Source organism: Providencia sp. PROV_01 (assembly GCF_053098325.1).
In genome coordinates this window covers 2,305,931-2,323,138 of record NZ_JBRFKD010000002.1, presented here as the reverse complement: position 1 = coordinate 2,323,138, position 17,208 = coordinate 2,305,931, and the positions used below count along the sequence as shown (strand labels likewise).

Annotated in this window: 13 protein-coding genes; 5 read left to right on the top strand and 8 right to left on the bottom strand. The window is 39.2% G+C overall.

Going from position 1 to position 17,208, the window contains the following annotated elements:
* The first annotated feature begins 212 nt into the window (after positions 1-212).
* Positions 213-812 carry a LysE family translocator gene (locus ACU696_RS11210; RefSeq protein ID WP_109911610.1) on the top strand — a complete coding sequence of 200 codons (600 nt, stop codon included), beginning with the start codon at positions 213-215 and terminating at the stop codon, positions 810-812.
* Between the two features lie 50 nt (positions 813-862).
* Here ACU696_RS11210 and pepT read toward each other — a convergent pair whose 3' ends face one another.
* The gene (pepT, locus tag ACU696_RS11205) at positions 863-2,098 is read right to left on the bottom strand and encodes a peptidase T (RefSeq protein WP_004911762.1); all 1,236 of its coding nucleotides are present in this window, start codon (positions 2,096-2,098) and stop codon (positions 863-865) included.
* Positions 2,099-2,484: 386 nt separating this feature from the next.
* On the opposite strand from pepT, the gene ACU696_RS11200 reads away from it, so the two are divergent.
* Positions 2,485-3,195, top strand: coding sequence for an SDR family NAD(P)-dependent oxidoreductase (locus ACU696_RS11200; RefSeq protein WP_196719454.1), 711 nt, complete (start codon positions 2,485-2,487; stop codon positions 3,193-3,195).
* Positions 3,196-3,246: 51 nt separating this feature from the next.
* Here the strand turns inward: ACU696_RS11200 and cobB are convergent, their stop codons facing one another.
* Positions 3,247-4,080, bottom strand: a complete 834-nt coding sequence (gene cobB, locus ACU696_RS11195) for a Sir2 family NAD+-dependent deacetylase (RefSeq protein WP_042851854.1) — start codon at positions 4,078-4,080, stop codon at positions 3,247-3,249.
* Positions 4,081-4,500: 420 nt separating this feature from the next.
* On the opposite strand from cobB, the gene ACU696_RS11190 reads away from it, so the two are divergent.
* Positions 4,501-4,989, top strand: coding sequence for a TIGR00645 family protein (locus ACU696_RS11190; RefSeq protein ID WP_004911769.1), 489 nt, complete (start codon positions 4,501-4,503; stop codon positions 4,987-4,989).
* Positions 4,990-5,129: 140 nt separating this feature from the next.
* The gene (locus ACU696_RS11185; protein WP_004911771.1) at positions 5,130-5,675 is read left to right on the top strand and encodes a class IV adenylate cyclase; all 546 of its coding nucleotides are present in this window, start codon (positions 5,130-5,132) and stop codon (positions 5,673-5,675) included.
* 67 nt (positions 5,676-5,742) lie between these two features.
* Here ACU696_RS11185 and lolE read toward each other — a convergent pair whose 3' ends face one another.
* The 3 genes from lolE to lolC are packed head-to-tail and all read right to left on the bottom strand — an operon-like array spanning position 5,743 to position 8,886.
* Complete coding sequence (gene lolE / locus ACU696_RS11180; protein ID WP_209102164.1) at positions 5,743-6,990, bottom strand: lipoprotein-releasing ABC transporter permease subunit LolE; 1,248 nt, start codon at positions 6,988-6,990, stop codon at positions 5,743-5,745.
* Positions 6,990-7,691, bottom strand: a complete 702-nt coding sequence (gene lolD / locus ACU696_RS11175; protein WP_004911778.1) for a lipoprotein-releasing ABC transporter ATP-binding protein LolD — start codon at positions 7,689-7,691, stop codon at positions 6,990-6,992. The genes lolE and lolD overlap by 1 nt, the downstream gene beginning before the upstream one ends.
* A complete protein-coding gene (lolC, locus tag ACU696_RS11170; protein ID WP_004911780.1) occupies positions 7,684-8,886 on the bottom strand; it encodes a lipoprotein-releasing ABC transporter permease subunit LolC in 1,203 nt (400 codons plus the stop codon). Before lolC ends, lolD begins: the two co-directional genes overlap by 8 nt.
* Before the next feature lie 276 nt (positions 8,887-9,162).
* Between lolC and mfd the strand changes: the two genes are divergently transcribed.
* Complete coding sequence (mfd, locus tag ACU696_RS11165) at positions 9,163-12,606, top strand: transcription-repair coupling factor (RefSeq protein ID WP_209102162.1); 3,444 nt, start codon at positions 9,163-9,165, stop codon at positions 12,604-12,606.
* Positions 12,607-12,676: 70 nt separating this feature from the next.
* Here the strand turns inward: mfd and umoD are convergent, their stop codons facing one another.
* The 3 genes from umoD to ACU696_RS11150 form a co-directional block, all read right to left on the bottom strand.
* The gene (gene umoD / locus ACU696_RS11160; RefSeq protein WP_004911784.1) at positions 12,677-13,273 is read right to left on the bottom strand and encodes a UmoD family flagellar biogenesis regulator; all 597 of its coding nucleotides are present in this window, start codon (positions 13,271-13,273) and stop codon (positions 12,677-12,679) included.
* Positions 13,274-13,856: 583 nt separating this feature from the next.
* On the bottom strand, positions 13,857-15,161 hold the full coding sequence (locus tag ACU696_RS11155; protein WP_004911786.1) for an NAD(P)/FAD-dependent oxidoreductase: 1,305 nt from the start codon (positions 15,159-15,161) through the stop codon (positions 13,857-13,859).
* 416 nt (positions 15,162-15,577) lie between these two features.
* The gene (locus ACU696_RS11150; RefSeq protein ID WP_110731989.1) at positions 15,578-17,197 is read right to left on the bottom strand and encodes a bifunctional metallophosphatase/5'-nucleotidase; all 1,620 of its coding nucleotides are present in this window, start codon (positions 17,195-17,197) and stop codon (positions 15,578-15,580) included.
* Positions 17,198-17,208: the final 11 nt, after the last annotated feature.

Below are 17,208 nucleotides of genomic sequence, written 5' to 3'. Positions count from 1 at the left end.
CGCTAATTGCCAATTACCCCCCCTTATTAATAACTAACTTATTTATTTTTTTATATATTTTATTTCCCAATTACATACTCATATTATGATCCTTACGTGCCCGTAAGCACGCAAAGATAAAGCACATTCTTTAATTCAACCCTAAACTGTTTTTACTTCACTATTATCATTCTCACGCAGCATTAATTATCCATTTTAAAGATGATAACAATATGAACTTAGAAACACTTTTAGCTTTATCATTGTTTTCCTTTGTAACATCCATAACGCCAGGTCCAAATAATATTATGTTACTTGCTTCAGGCATTAATTTTGGATTTAGCAAGACATTACCGCATTCATTTGGGGTATCAATTGGTTTTCTTATTATGCTGTTTGCTGTCGGGCTAGGAGTCGGGGCATTGATCCAATCATCCCCTATAACTTATTCAGTATTAAAATATTTTGGAATTATTTATTTGTTCTGGCTTGCATGGAAAACGACTATTAGCCATTCAGTTGCACAATCAAATAACCAGGAAATTAAGCCGCTAACTTTCTTAGAAGCAGCATTATTTCAATGGATAAACCCTAAAGCATGGATGATGGCTATTTCAGGAATGGCGATGTATACCAATATAAACGCCCCCTATTTATCAATGGTACAGGTTGCCGTTATATTTGCGGCCATCAACTGGCCATGTGTTGCTATTTGGGCGATGTTTGGCAGTAAATTAAGAGAAAAGCTAAAACAACCTAAGACATTAAAACGCTTTAATTTAGTCATGGGTGTTTTACTGGCGCTTAGTGGCGTTTCTGTATTATTTCAATAGCAAATTTACGCGTGCTTATTGTTATAAGCACGCTTGTTTATCATGAAATATCATGATTGCCTTGCGTGAATAGCCGTTAATTCCGCAATACGCATGATCACACTAACTGCCTGCTCCATACCCTCTTGTGTTATAAATTCATGTTTACTATGGAAGTTATAGCCACCTGTGAAAATATTTGGGCACGGTAAACCACGATGTGAAAGCTGCGCACCGTCAGTACCACCCCGGACGGGTTGGATAATTGGCTCAATACCACAATCAAGCATTGCTTGCTTTGCTAATTCAATAACATGTGGGTACTTCATGACCTCTTTATGCATATTATAATAGGTATCATCAAGTGTCAGTTCGATATAGCAGCTTGGATGTAACCCTTCCCCAACTTTTTCAGCAATTCGAATGATATTTTTCTTCCTAGCTTCAAAGCCCGCTAAGTCAAAATCACGAATAATATAATTCAATTCTGCCTTTTCTACTGTCCCTTTTAACGATGTTAAATGATAAAAGCCTTCATAACCTTCGGTGTTTTCAGGTGTTTCATCAGGTGGTAACATCGAATGAATACGGTTCGCTAGCCCTAATGCATTCACCATTACGCCTTTAGCTGTACCGGGATGCGTGTTATTGCCAACAATTTTAATAGAAACGTTAGCTGCATTAAAATTTTCATACTCTAACTCACCAACACCACCACCATCGACGGTATAGGCCCACAATGCATCAAATTGTTTAAAATCGATATGACGAGCCCCACGCCCTATCTCTTCATCAGGGGTAAATGCAAGACAGATTTTACCATGAGGAATGTTCTTACCCTTTAAACGTACTAGAGCTGTAATTATTTCTGCGATACCCGCTTTATCATCGGCACCGAGTAAGGTTTTGCCATCGGTCATGATGAGGGTTTTGCCAATCATTTCATGCAGCACTGGAAACATCACTGGGGATAGCACTTCATCACCTATACCTAACGCGATATCTCCCCCTCGATAATTTTCGAGTACTTGTGGACTCACATTTTTACCTGAAAAATCAGGTGCTGTGTCTAAATGTGAAATAAACCCAATAGTAGGAACATCCCAATCAACGTTTGACGGTAAATAAGCCATCACACAACCTTGATCGCTAAGCGTTATTTTTTCAAAACCTAATTCATTCAGCTCGTTAACTAATGCACGAGCAAACTTTAGCTGTCCTGCGCTGCTAGGCACTGTTTTGGCATTTAGTTTTGATTGTGTATCGAAAGCGGTATATTCAAAAAACCGCTCTAAGAGTTTGTCCATACCCTTCCCCCTAAAATATCAATGTCCATATTATGGGAAAGATCACAGATTCAATTATTGTTTCAAATCAGCTTTCCTGTTAATGCTCTCTATTTTTTGCAGGAAATCGTTAGTGAAATTTATTTTTTAGCGTAATTTTTGTAAGCTACCTATTACACTGGCAATCAATACCTATAATAAATAAGGGTAATAATCAAATTGTATTAATTAGTAGGTTATTATTTATTTGTTACCTAATTACCTCTCATTTGGTTAAATATCACTCATCCACTACACGAATCATCAATCATTAAATTGAAATAGTATGCTATATATGAAGTCTTATTATTTTATTTATTAGCTAATTAATAAACAAAACGAAATTTTACTCGTTAACAGGAAAATTCATGTCAAAAACATGTTTAATTTATGGTGTTAGTAAAGGCTTAGGTAAAGCATTGGTCGAAGGATTTCCTGAAAAAGCAGACCATATTTATGGAGTGTCTCGCTCAAAGCCTCCTTTTGAACACATTAACTTTACGTGGATCCCTGCTGATTTAAATGATATTCATAGCGCGAATGCCATTAAGCGGATTATTCAGGATCAACCTATTCATACCTTAATTTATAATGTGGGTATTTGGGAGAAACTGGCTTTTAGTGAAGAATACCAATTTGAATCGACTGATGACATTGAGCTGCTCAATATGATTCAAACCAATATCAGTGCTTGTTTATTAAATTTAAAAGCACTATTACCCAATTTACGTTTAGCGAAAAATAGCAAGATTATATTGATCGGTTCCACATGGGGCCTAGATAACCATAATGGCAAAGAAGTCGCCTTTTCCGCCACGAAATATGCCCTCAGAGGCATAGCACAGTCATTAAGAGAAACACTGCGTGAAGATAAAATAGCAATATCAGTCATAAACTTAGGTTATCTAGCAACTGAATACCCATTAACGGTTCCTGCCGACGAAGTCATTGAAAAAAGTAATGGACAGCTAATCCCATTACAAGATGTTGTCAATGCCGTACGCTTTATCACCAGTACGAGCAATGCAACCTGCGTCAAAGAGATTACGATGCCGGCCATGATGGATACAAATGTCTAACCTATAAGAGAAAACAATACGTTTCCCCTTATATTATTATGTATTGAAAGCTTATTGCGCTGTATTTTTAACCTGTAACTCTGTAATAAGCTTATTGATATATTCAACAACGACTTTGCTGGCTAAACCATAGTGTTTCTCATCAAACTCACTTTCCACTTGGCTAGGCTCTAAATTAAGTTCGACCGTATGTGCCCCATGTAATTTAGCCTCATGAACAAAACCTGCCGCAGGGTATACATGACCAGATGTCCCAATTGAAATAAAAATAGTCGCAGATTCAAGGGATTGATAAATATAATCCATTCCAATTGGCATTTCACCAAACCAAACAATGTGGGGTCTGAGCGGCTGAGGAAACTGGCAACAATGACAGCGGTCATCGGCAGATAAATCCCCTTTCCATTCCAATACTTGATTTGACCAGTTGCAGCGAACTTTTAATAGTTCACCATGCATATGGATAACTCGCTGACTTCCCGCTCTTTCATGCAAGTTGTCTATATTTTGCGTAATTAACAAAAAGCGGTCACCAAAAAGCTCTTCAAGCTGAGCAAGTGCATAGTGAGCGGCGTTAGGCTTAATATTTTCTTGCTGTAACTGCCGACGCCGTTCATTATAAAAACGTTGTACTAATTCAGGGTTACGTTCGAAACCTTCAGGTGTTGCCACATCTTCAACGCGATGCTCTTCCCATAATCCATCCGCAGAACGGAATGTTTGGATCCCAGATTCAGCTGAAATACCCGCTCCTGTTAAAACGACAATATTGACCTTTTTCATGTTATCCAATCTATTATCTATATAAAAAGACCGATTGCGAAGTCGCTGGCGGCGTATACATTTATTCTTGCGAGCTTTTTTTAACCTATAACGAAATCGCAACATCAAAGCTTCCTTTCATCCATATAACCAATAAATTTATATCATATTAAATATTAACTGCTTTTTACCATGTCATTATGACATGAATTTAGAAATGCTGATTGTGTGAAATTATTAAAATAATCAAGCTCCAAGTACTTATTTTATTGGCAGACTAACTATTTCCTTACCATAACTGATGACATTATCTAAATGTTAACATACTAAAACGCATCATCTTGCTGAATGCAAATAAAAATATCGAAGGTATCGATTTTGTCACTTTTTATTCATAAAAATGACATCTTTATTTCATAAATACGCCATAAAACTTCCACAATGATAAAACAATAAAAAAACCTTTCTTCTTCACTCGCGCTACCGCTAAAATATGCCTCGCAGATTTTACTGTGTTATTAACTCACCACTACAAGGGATTTCATGGAAAAGTTTTTTGAAAGAGCAATGTATGCTTCACGTTGGATTTTAGCGCCTATCTATTTTGGGCTTTCACTGACACTATTGGCTTTAACCATTAAGTTCTTTCAAGAGCTATACCATATTTTGCCAAATATCCTTTCAATTCCTGAAGCAGACTTAATTTTGACGCTATTATCATTGATTGATATGGCATTAGTCGGTGGTTTATTGGTGATGGTAATGTTTTCAGGTTATGAGAACTTTGTCTCCCAAATGGATATCCCTGACAGCAGTGAAAAACTAGGCTGGCTAGGTAAAATGGACGCATCATCATTAAAAAATAAAGTCGCGGCCTCCATTGTGGCAATTTCCTCTATTCACCTATTAAAAATCTTCATGGACTTAAAAAGCGTCTCAAATGACAAACTGATGTGGTATGTCATCATCCATTTAACCTTTGTATTATCTGCATTTGTGATGGGCTATCTAGATAAAATGACCAAGAAATAAACGGTAAAATTTACACTCAAAGTGCCTAATTTAAACATCTAGGCACTTATCTATTCACTAATTTCATCTTTATCTCCCTCGTCGATTTCTGCTTTGTGTTACCATCAATAGTCTAAAAGACTAGTACCAAGGAACTCTACATGAGCCAACATTTTGTCGGTAAATATGAAGCTGAAATTAAATTTCAATTATCGGATCCCGACACCTTCTTACACAAAATAAGAGCCGATTTAGCTGAGCCATTTACGGAAAATAATACAGAGACAGATTATTTCTATGAAAACCTACATTCACCACTGGCTGACAAGAACGTCAGTATGTGCGTACGTGAAATGGTGCCATCAGGCATAAAGTTGTGGATAGTCAAAGGCCCTGGAGCTTCTGAATGCAAAGCCATTAATATTGATGACTGCAACCATGTGCAAAACATGTTAACGACATTGGGATATCATTGCTACTTAACCACAACTAAAATAAGAAGCATTTATTTTCTGAATGATATCCACATCACAATTGATCACTTGAGTGGGATCGGCTGGTTTGCTGAGTTTGCCATTATGACTGATGAGCAGGACTTACTGGATAGTTTATATCAAACGTTGATGGCGACCGCCAAACAGTATGGTTTTACAGAAGCGATGGTAGAAACTCGTAGTTATAAACAAATGTTTTTAACAGCACAGTGATTATATAAAGAGCCAATAAATTTTTGGATTTATACCCTAAAAATCATTGGCTCTCTAACCCTAATAACTATTGCCCACTGAGAATACGTGCAGGGTCTAACTTACTCGCTCGGCGAGCAGGATACCAACTGGCTAGTAAGCTTAATACAATGGTTGTAATTAAAACATAAACCACATCCATGACATGCAATTCAGAAGGTAAAAAGTCAATAAAATAGACATCACCCGATAAAATTGGATGACCAACAATAGCCTCTATAACCTTAATCATTGGTGTTAAATTTAAAGATATGACGACCCCAAGTACAGCACCAATCAGAGAACCAACCAGCCCACCCAACAAACCATACCATAAGAAAATAGCACGAATCTGCCTATCTTTTGCCCCTAAGGTGCGCAATACCGCGATATCACTACTTTTATCTTTAACCGCCATAACAAGAGTAGAAACAATATTAAAACACGCAACGCCAATCACCAATATCATAGCTAAGTACATGATACTTCTAACCATTTGGATATCATTGTACATATAACCATAATCACCTATCCAACTTTTTACAATAACATGATGCATAGTTTTCAAGCCTGCATCATAAACGACTTGATCGGCAATAAATGGGTCTGTGGCTTTGATTTCAAATCCCGTCACACCATCACCATAGTCGAGATATTCTTGTGCATCAGCGAGAGGAACGAGTGCTAGCTGGTGATCAAGCAAGCCACTAAGCTTAAAAATACCCGTCACTTGTACACGAATACGCTTAGGCTGCTGAATCTTTAAGCTGGCATCGGTATTTGGGATCATGATTGTCACCCAATCCCCAACTTTCACATTTAATGCATCAGCCACACCTTGGCCTAAAATAATCGATTGTTTGCCCGCTTCAAAATGCTGCCAAGCATCATTAAGAATGAATTGTGGTAATGCACTGACTTGTGGCTGAGTTTCTCGTGAAACCCCCATCACTTGGATTGCTTTTAAATTTGCACCACGCTCAAGTAACCCTGTAAAGTTAATGTAAGGGCTAACGCCTTCAACCCCTGGCGTTTTCCGGATAACTTGTTCAGCAAAATCCAAATCCTTATAGGGTGGTTTAACAGCATAAATTTGCCCATGGGGAACAACAGATAACACACGGTTATTTAATTCGCGTTCAAAGCCATTCATCGCGCTCAAACCAATAATTAACACCGCAACCCCAAGAACAATACCCAACGTTGAAACTATCGAAACTAACGAAACCATCCCTGTTCGGCGGCGACCACGGCTGAAACGCAGCGCTGTGAGTAGTGAAAGAGGCAACTTAGACATTACCGCGCCCCCAAGGTAATATCCTGCTGCAAATGCCCATCACGCATTTCCAATTGGCGAGATAACCGGCGAGCCAGTGTCATATCATGGGTGACCACTAAAAATGCAGTCCGCTGTGTTCGGTTTAATTCCCCCAACAATTCAAAAATGGCATCTGCATTACGTAAATCAAGGTTACCTGTAGGCTCATCCGCTAAAACCAGTGCAGGCTCATTCACTAACGCCCTTGCAATAGCAACACGCTGGCGCTCCCCTCCTGATAATTCAGAAGGACGATGCCCCGCCCGATGCGCTAGTCCAACTGCTTCTAGCATTTCAGTGGCTTTCGAAAATGCAGTTTCTTTCGCAATACCACCAATTAATAAAGGCATCGCCACATTTTCAAGGGCGGTAAAATCCGGTAAAAGGTGATGAAATTGATAAATAAAACCTAAATCTTTATTACGAATAGCAGCTCGCTCATCTGAAGATAATTGATTAATATGCTGGCCACGAAAGATAACATTCCCTTCTGAAGGAGTATCTAACCCACCCAGTAAATGTAATAAGGTACTTTTACCCGAACCAGAACTTCCCACGATGGCCATCATTTCCCCCAGCCCCATGGAAAAACTGACATTTTTCAACACTTGCGTCGACAATGTCCCTTCCTGATATGTTTTACTTAAATTTTCACAGACCAGAAGTGGTTGTTTATTCATAACGTAACGCCTCAGCAGGTTGAACCGCTGCTGCACGCCAAGAAGGATAAAGCGTTGCCAGCAGAGAAATCAGCATTGCACTAAGTGCAATAATTAAAATACCAGAGTAATCAAGCACAATCGGTAAAGAGACACCTTTTGGTAATAAACCAATCAGCGGCATAATGACATTCAGTTGGCTAGAAAGTATCGTACCTAATATTGTGCCAATGAGTGAACCAATCACCCCCGCTCCAGCGCCTTGGATCATAAAAATCATTAAAATTCGCCAACGTTTGAGGCCAAGGGTTTTTAAAATAGCGACTTCACCTTGTTTTTCCATCACTAACAATGATAGTGAAGTAATAATGTTGAATGCCGCCACCGCAATAATTAAACTGAGCAATAAGCCCATCATATTTTTTTCCATGCGAACGGCTTGGAAAAACTCCCCTTTACGCTCTCGCCAATCTTTCCATACTAAGCCATTCGGCAACGCTTGCTGACTTAGAACATCAACCTTTAGGGGCTCATCCAAATATAAACGCCACCCAGTAATATGCCCTGTAGGATAACGTAACATGCGTGCGGCATCTTGTTGTGCTACGACAAGTTCACTTGTATCCGCTTCCCCATTTGTTTGGAAAATACCCGCCACAGTAAATAGGCGCTGGCTAGGAATGCGCCCCATTGGTGTTAGTTGACTCACCCCAGGTATAATTAAGCGAACTTCATCACCACGTTTTACCCCGAGCGTTTCTGCAAGTTTATTCCCCAGAAAAACATTATAACTGCCTTCTTTAAGGTCACTGCGTTGCCCAACAACCAGTTTATCCAATAACAGAGAAGGTTCTTCAGGTTCAATCCCTCCCATGACGCCAACGCCAACATTGGTTCGGCTTTGTAATACCACGTCAGATTGCACAATAGGTGCGATATGGCTGACACCGTTTAAATGTTGTAGACCAGTTATTGGATACTTTGCTGGGTCTATATTTCCAGAGGCAGATGTTAAAATTGCCTGCGGCATATAAGCAAGTATGCTATCTTGTAAAGATCGCTCGAACCCATTCATCACTGAAGTGACGGTTATCAATGCCGCCACCCCCAGTGTGATACCAATAGCAGATAAACTGGAAACGAAACGCCCAAATTTATCCGCAGCACGCCCACGTAAATAACGTAGGCCTATAAATAATGAGACAGATTGGTGCATGAAATCTATGATGCCCCTGTTGCCAAAGCGAAGTGTTCAGCGATAATAAAGGGTACGATTGATGAATGGAACCACTCGATGGTTTTTTTTCTGTTTTGAATGCCTTTTTGTCTGACTTTCAGACGAATTACGAGTTAAAACTGATTGTTTTGTTACGAATTTTGTAGTTTAACTATCCATTAATTAACTTAACTATTTTTCGTACAAAAATTGGCTATATTTGTGCTAACTCTTGTTTAACTGCTTACTAACCGCTGTGAGATACCGAAGATTTCTATGTTGTCAAAATTTCGTTATGAACTCCCTAGTCGTAGTGGCGATGTTCGCCATTTAGGTTGCCTTATCGGGGCGGCTGGTGCACTTGAATGTGGAGAAATAATACAACGTCATCAAGGGCCTGTTATCATCGTGACACGTGATATGCAAAATGCATTACGTTTAAGAGATGAAATTCAACAGTTTACAAAACACCCTATAGAGACACTTTCTGACTGGGAAACATTGCCATATGACAATTTCTCTCCCCATCAGGAAATTATTTCTCATCGTTTATCGACACTGTACCGCTTATCCAGTTTACAAAAAGGCGCGTTAATTCTTCCCGTCAATACACTGATGCAAAAAGTCTGTCCTGCTGACTTTTTAACCAGCCATGCCTTAGTGATGGCAAAAGGTGACAAACTTTCCCGAGATAACTTACGTAATGAACTCGATAACGCTGGTTATCGCCATGTAGAACAAGTTTTAGAACATGGTGAATATGCCACACGTGGCGCTTTACTCGATTTATATCCTATGGGAAGTTCATTGCCATTTCGTATTGATTTCTTCGATGATGAAATTGATAGCTTGCGAACTTTTGACGTTGACTCGCAAAGAACACTCGAAGAAGTAGAACAAATTAATTTACTGCCAGCTCATGAATTTCCGACCGATAAAGACGCTATTGAACGTTTTCGCAGCCAATGGCGCGAGCGCTTTGAAGTTCGCCGTGATCCAGAACATATTTACCAGCAGGTCAGTAAGAATACCTTACCAACAGGTATAGAGTATTGGCAGCCTTTATTCTTCGCGCAGCCACTGCCATCGTTATTTGAGTATTTACCACCATCAAGTTTAATTGTTTCGCAGAGCTTACAAGAAGCGGCTGAACGCTTTCAGGTTGATACTCAGCAGCGGTATGAAAGCCGTGGTGTCGACCCAATGCGCCCATTGCTCCCACCTTCAGAGCTATGGCTAACTGTTGAACAACTGAATCAATCGTTAAAAAAATGGCCTCGTATTCAATTATCACCCGAGTCTCTGCCCAAAAAAGCGGCAAATACCAATTTAGATTACCTGCCATTACCGGATATCAGCACACAGGGGCAAAGTAAAACACCGCTCGAAAAATTGCGGCAGTTTACTGAACAGTTTGATGGAACTATCGTCTTTTCTGTGGAAAGTGAAGGCCGGCGTGAAACTGTTACCGAGCTCTTAGCACGTTTAAAAATTCGGCCTGATATTATTCAAAGCTATACTCACCCTACTGACAGCCGATTTGCCATCACGATTGGGGCCGCTGAGCATGGCTTTATTCAATCCGATATCCATAGGGCATTAATTTGCGAAAGTGATTTACTTGGGGAGCGAATTGTTCGCCGCCGAACAGATAATCGCCGCACCATAAATACAGATACCCTCATTCGCAATTTAGCTGAATTGCGCCCTGGGCAACCCGTTGTTCATATTGAACACGGTGTAGGTCGTTACCAAGGTTTGATTACCTTAGAAGCGGGTGGTATTAAAGCTGAATATTTAATTTTAACCTATGCAGGCAATGATAAACTGTATGTTCCAGTTTCTTCACTCCATTTAATTAGCCGTTATGCGGGTGGCGCTGATGAAAACGCCCCATTGCATAAATTAGGTAGTGATAGCTGGGGGCGAGCCCGTCAAAAAGCCGCAGAAAAAGTGCGCGATGTTGCGGCTGAACTTCTTGATATCTATGCACAACGTGCAGCTAAAGCGGGCTTTGCTTTCAAGCATGATAAACAACAATACCAAGAATTTTGCCAAGGCTTTCCTTTCGAAACGACACCTGACCAAGAAGTCGCTATCAATGCCGTTCTCAGCGATATGTGCCAACCCTTAGCCATGGACCGATTGGTTTGTGGCGATGTAGGCTTTGGTAAAACCGAAGTGGCAATGCGAGCCGCATTCTTGGCGATTAATAATAACAAGCAAGTTGCCGTTTTAGTGCCCACGACACTACTTGCCCAACAGCATTACGATAATTTTAAAGATAGGTTTGCTAACTGGCCTGTCCGCATCGAAATGTTATCACGCTTTAAAACAGCGAAAGAGCAACAACAAATTATTGCACAAACTGCTGAAGGTAAAGTTGATATTCTAATTGGTACCCATAAGTTACTGCAAAGTGACTTAGTATGGAAAGATTTAGGCTTACTCGTCGTCGATGAAGAGCACCGCTTTGGTGTCCGCCATAAAGAACGCATCAAAGCTATGCGTGCAGACGTTGATATCCTAACACTGACAGCCACACCGATCCCTCGTACTCTTAACATGGCCATGAGTGGCATGCGTGATTTATCGATTATCGCCACACCACCAGCTCGCCGTTTGGCTGTGAAAACCTTTGTTCGCCAATATGATGACTTAGTTGTCCGTGAAGCAATTTTACGAGAAACTTTACGTGGCGGCCAAGTTTATTACCTTTACAATGATGTTGAAAATATTGAAAAGGCAAAGGCACGCCTTGAAGAGTTAGTTCCTGAGGCACGCTTTGTTGTTGGCCATGGTCAAATGCGCGAACGTGAATTAGAGCGCGTTATGACGGATTTCCACCATCAACGTTTTAATGTATTGATATGCACTACAATTATTGAAACGGGTATTGATATACCAACAGCGAATACTATTATTATTGAGCGTGCTGACCATTTCGGGTTAGCTCAACTCCATCAACTGCGTGGCCGAGTAGGACGTTCTCACCACCAAGCTTATGCATACTTGCTCACACCACATCCAAAAGCGATGACCACTGATGCTCATAAACGCCTTGAAGCCCTTTCTTCACTGGAGGATTTAGGTGCGGGGTTTGCTCTAGCAACTCACGATTTAGAAATTCGCGGTGCAGGTGAATTACTTGGTGAAGATCAAAGTGGCCAAATGACCACGATTGGTTTTACCCTCTATATGGAACTGCTAGAAAGTGCTGTTGATGCGCTAAAAGAGGGGCGCGAGCCTTCATTGGAAGATTTAACTAGCCAACAAACCGAAGTTGAATTACGCATGCCTGTTCTGCTGCCAGACGACTATATTCACGATGTGAACATTCGCTTATCTTTCTATAAACGAATAGCCAGTGCTAAAAATAGTCAGGAGCTCGATGAATTGCGTACAGAGCTAATCGACCGCTTTGGCAGCTTACCTGACGCAGGTAAATTCCTGTTAGCTAACGCAGCTATTCGATTACAAGCGCAATCCCTTGGTATTAAACGTATTGAAGCCCATGAAAAAGGTGGTTTTATTGAATTTGGTGATAAAAATAAAGTCGATCCAAGTTTCTTAATCAGCTTATTACAAAACCAGCCACAAACTTATCGGTTAGATGGCCCTGTTCGACTAAAATTTTTCCACGATTTAACAGAACGAGCCTCTCGACTAGAATTTATTAAGCAGTTACTTATCGGATTTGAAGAACACCAAATTATCTAGGTTTAAAGCTATAAAATGATAAAAGGCTACTTTCGTGTAGCCTTTTATCTCTATAATTTTTGTATAATTATTATTCCATAAAGCCAAATGTATTTTTGTTCGGTTGCAGTTCTAAGATTGTTGATGAGTTTCTGGTGATTGGCAATTCATTTTGTTGCAAACAATAAAATGGTAATAATTCTTTTATATCACTGCGCATGGTTTCACACACTGAATTAGATGATGTTAGCACTAAGCGCCCTTTGTCATCCAAAGGAATAAACATTGATGGTTCATAGGATGTTCTAACTTTCCCAATGCTTTTATCAATTTGGTAAACGACGTCATATCCAACAATAACTAATTCCATTTTTTGTGTGTTAACACAGGTTTGATTTTGCATATCAAACAGAGATGGAAAGCCTTTCCCTTGTAACGCTTCAATCATGAAAATCATTTTGCATTCGCTTTGTGCAGGATGAAACCGAGAAAGGGATTGTTGGTTAAACGTGCCTAAGACTCCTGTTACTGTACAATTTTGGTACTCAACAAGGCGATTAGCTTTGATCGGCTCGACAGATAACACTGTCGCCAATTTCGTTTCAGGTTCTTGGTTGAATAAAGTCACGAGCAATACAATAACGAATGCCACTACAGTTGCTAATAACAACTTAAATTTTAGCTTCATTGTATTAACCCTTATTAAAATATGCCGCATCTATTGTAACCACAATCTAAAATAATTCGATAATTACGTACTATTTGTATTGTTTTTTGGAATTATCTTAATTTATCATCAAAACAAGTATTTATTATAACTGTATTAGAAACCATAAGTTTCACCATTAGTGCAACTTCACATATCACCTCAATTGAATGCGTTATTTTATAATTAATAATCAATAAGATAGATGGAGTGATTTCCATGATAACTTTTCGTTATATAAATACATTTATACTTAAATTATTTTAAACTTAAGGTAAGCTAAATTATATTGACTCAATATATATTAATTTGTAGGTTTTAATTTCATTTAAATAGAATATATAAGTAATAGTGGCAATATAATCGATATTCAATCTCTTAAATTTGATCTAAATAGTTTTTCCAAGTAATATTTAACATAAATAAACCTTGACAGATTCAGTTAATATACTTTATTAGCATACCTATTTATCATTATAAAATACAAAAAAACATGCACCTGTTATATAAATACACAGGTGCATGGCGATCATCAAACCAAATTAAACCAGTAACTACTCGTAGATTAATGCAGTTTTAACTTTGGTCGAATAATTCTGTTAATACTGCCAACAAGCATCATTAGCCCTGTCTTAATGTAACCATGTAATGCAATTTGGTGCATACGATATAAAGAAATGTATACAAAACGCGCAATTCGCCCTTCTACCATCATATCCCCACGCATTAAATTCCCCATTAAGCTACCAACTGTACTAAATCGAGATAGTGAAACTAATGAGCCATGGTCTTTATATACATACTCTTTTAAAGGTTTGCCTTTCATTAAAGCAACAATATTGTCATAACAAAGGCTGGCCATTTGGTGGGCTGACTGTGCTCTTGGAGGAACAAAGCCCCCTTCTGGCTTAGCACAAGATGCGCAATCGCCAATAGCAAAAATCATATCATCACGAGACGTTTGCAATGTCGGCTTTACTACCAATTGGTTAATACGGTTTGTTTCTAATCCAGCGATATCTTTCATGAAATCAGGTGCTTTAATCCCCGCTGCCCAAACCATTAGGTCTGCATGAATTTTACCATCTTCTTTCGTATTCAAACCATCTGCATCAGCACTGGTTACCATAGTTTTCGTCAATACATTTACACCTAGCTTATTAAGTTCTTGGTGCGCAGCACTTGAAATTCGCGGAGGTAAAGCGGGTAGGATACGCTCGCCTGCTTCAACTAATGTGACATTCAGTGCATCTGTGTCTAACCCTTTAAAACCATAACTGGTTAATTGCTCAACCGCATTATAGAGTTCAGCAGATAACTCAACCCCCGTAGCTCCCCCCCCAACAATGGCAATATTAACGCTCTCTTCTGCGTTATCGCGTACTGAATAACGTAAAAATAGATTTAACATTTCATCGTGAAAACGGTGCGCTTGGTGTGGGTTATCTAGGAAAATACAATGTTCTTTAACACCCGGTGTACCAAAATCATTCGAAGTACTGCCTAATGCCATGACTAAAATATCGTACTCAAGCTCACGCAAAGGAACTAATAATTCACCATGCTTATCATAAAGTTCACCGAGAACGACTGTTTTATTTTCACGGTCAATATTCGTTAGTGAACCCAGTTGGAAATTGAACGCATTATGGCGAGCATGAGCCAGATAGCTTATCGCATCGACGCCATCATCTAAAGAACCTGTCGCAACTTCATGCAATAGCGGTTTCCATAAATGACTCGGGTTGCGGTCAACCAACGTAATTTGTGCACGTTTCTTACGGCCCAACTTACGGCCTAAACGTGTTGCCAGTTCTAATCCACCAGCACCGCCGCCTACAACGATGATTTTGGGTTGAGATAAGGTCATAAATCCCTCGAAACAAAATATATTAATGTTATTTAAGGCTTCTCATCTAGAAAAGCCTTATATAACAATAATTAGCCACAGCTCCTTCCATACCAACTAGAATATCATGAGTGGTCTATTGGTAATACCAAATATTGATTCACATCAATTTAGTTGATTATTATGACTACGATCACATTCGTCAAATCATTTTTTCCACCAAATGAATCGAGTCAGCTTTTTGGTATTTATATCAATCAATTGTTTAATTCCACAGATAGAATGGTGATAATGAGAATCATTATTCTATCATTTTTTATTTGTTGCGCATAATCAATTACCCTCTTCTCATTTTCAACATACCTCTAAATAAAGCACAAAAAAAACTCCAAGGATGATAAACACCCTCAGAGTTTTTCATGAAATATTAAATTTTATTATTTAATTTTCTTGATACGCACATCAGTTGGAACTGAAACTGGCGAGTTATCTTTAAAGTATTGCATTAATGCTTCGTTGTCTGGAAGGCTATAAACACGGTCTTTACCTTGATTAAAGGCAGAGAAACGGCTACCACCAGTTGCTAAGAATTCATTTGCAGCAACACGATAGCTTTTATTCATGTCTAAGGGCTTACCGTTTAATTTCATTGATTTTTGAATAACTTTGTCACCCACTGGGCGGCTGTCATCCCACTCGTAGTAAAAACCTTTAGAAACAGGCATAACTTGCGGACGAGCACGATCCCATTGTTGCTCAAGTGCTTGCTTGATTTGAGCACCTGTCAGTGACTGTGTGACAACCACATTAGAGAACGGTTGCACCGTGAAAATGTCACCATAAGTCAATTCCCCTGCTTTCATGTCAGCGCGAATACCGCCACTGTTCATAAATGCAATTTGTGCACCGCCTGCTTCTTTACTGGAGGCTGCATATAATTGACCATCTGCAATAATCTTACCTAAGGTAGAATCCCCTGCTGGTAATAATTTTTTATCCACATTAGCCGTCAAAGACCCCATCACTTGCTGTGAAATAGGTAAGGCAATTTTTTCGTATTTTTGTACGAAGGTGGTTAACTCAGGGTTTTTCTCATAACGGCTGGTTTCAACGGGGATATTTTTTGCATTGATGCTAACAATATCTTTCGTATTTCTATCAATCTCAATATTTAATTGAGACAATAAAGTCCCATTAGATTGAGCAGAAATTACTGTCATTCCATTGATTTCACAATTATATGCTTGGTGCGTATGGCCACTAACAACAAAGTCTACATTAGTATCTAACTGTTTAACGATATCAACAATTGGGCCTTTGATATTATCACAACGGTTAATATCTTTAACTTTAGTGTCAACTTGTTGTGTTGCGCCTTCATGGATCAAAACACCGATACTATTAATACCCTGTGCTTTTAATAACTTAACTTGGTTATTGATAGTTTCAACTTCATTTTTGAATTCTAACCCTGCCGTTCCACTTGGCGTTACGATAGCAGGTGTACCTTCTAACGTTAAACCAATAAATGCCATTGGAATGCCATCAAACTCTTTAATAAAGTAAGATGGGAACAGAGTTTCACCTGTTTCTTTAACAATAACGTTAGCTGCTAAGTAGTTAAAATCAGCACCCGCAAAGGAATCTTTACCCACGCAACCTGCGGTTGGGTGACAGCCACCGTTTTGTTTTCTCAGCAGCTCTTCTTTACCTTTATCAAACTCATGGTTACCAACTGCGCTGGTTTCCATACCAATCGCGCTTAGCGCTTCAATTGTGGGTTCGTCATAGAACATTGATGACAGTAATGGGCTAGCCCCTACTAAGTCACCAGCGCCAACCACGATAGTTTTATCGTTTTGTGCTCTTAATTGATTAACCAGTGTTGCAATTGACTCAATTCCGCCTAATTTACCATCACCCGGAGCTTGTAAAGCACCATGGAAATCATTAATACCTATGACTTGTACTTTTACAGTATCTGTATTTTTGGGAGCACAACCCGCCAAGAGTGCACCAGAGATAAGCAGTGTGAGTAATCCAATTTTATGTTTCATTTATCCTACCT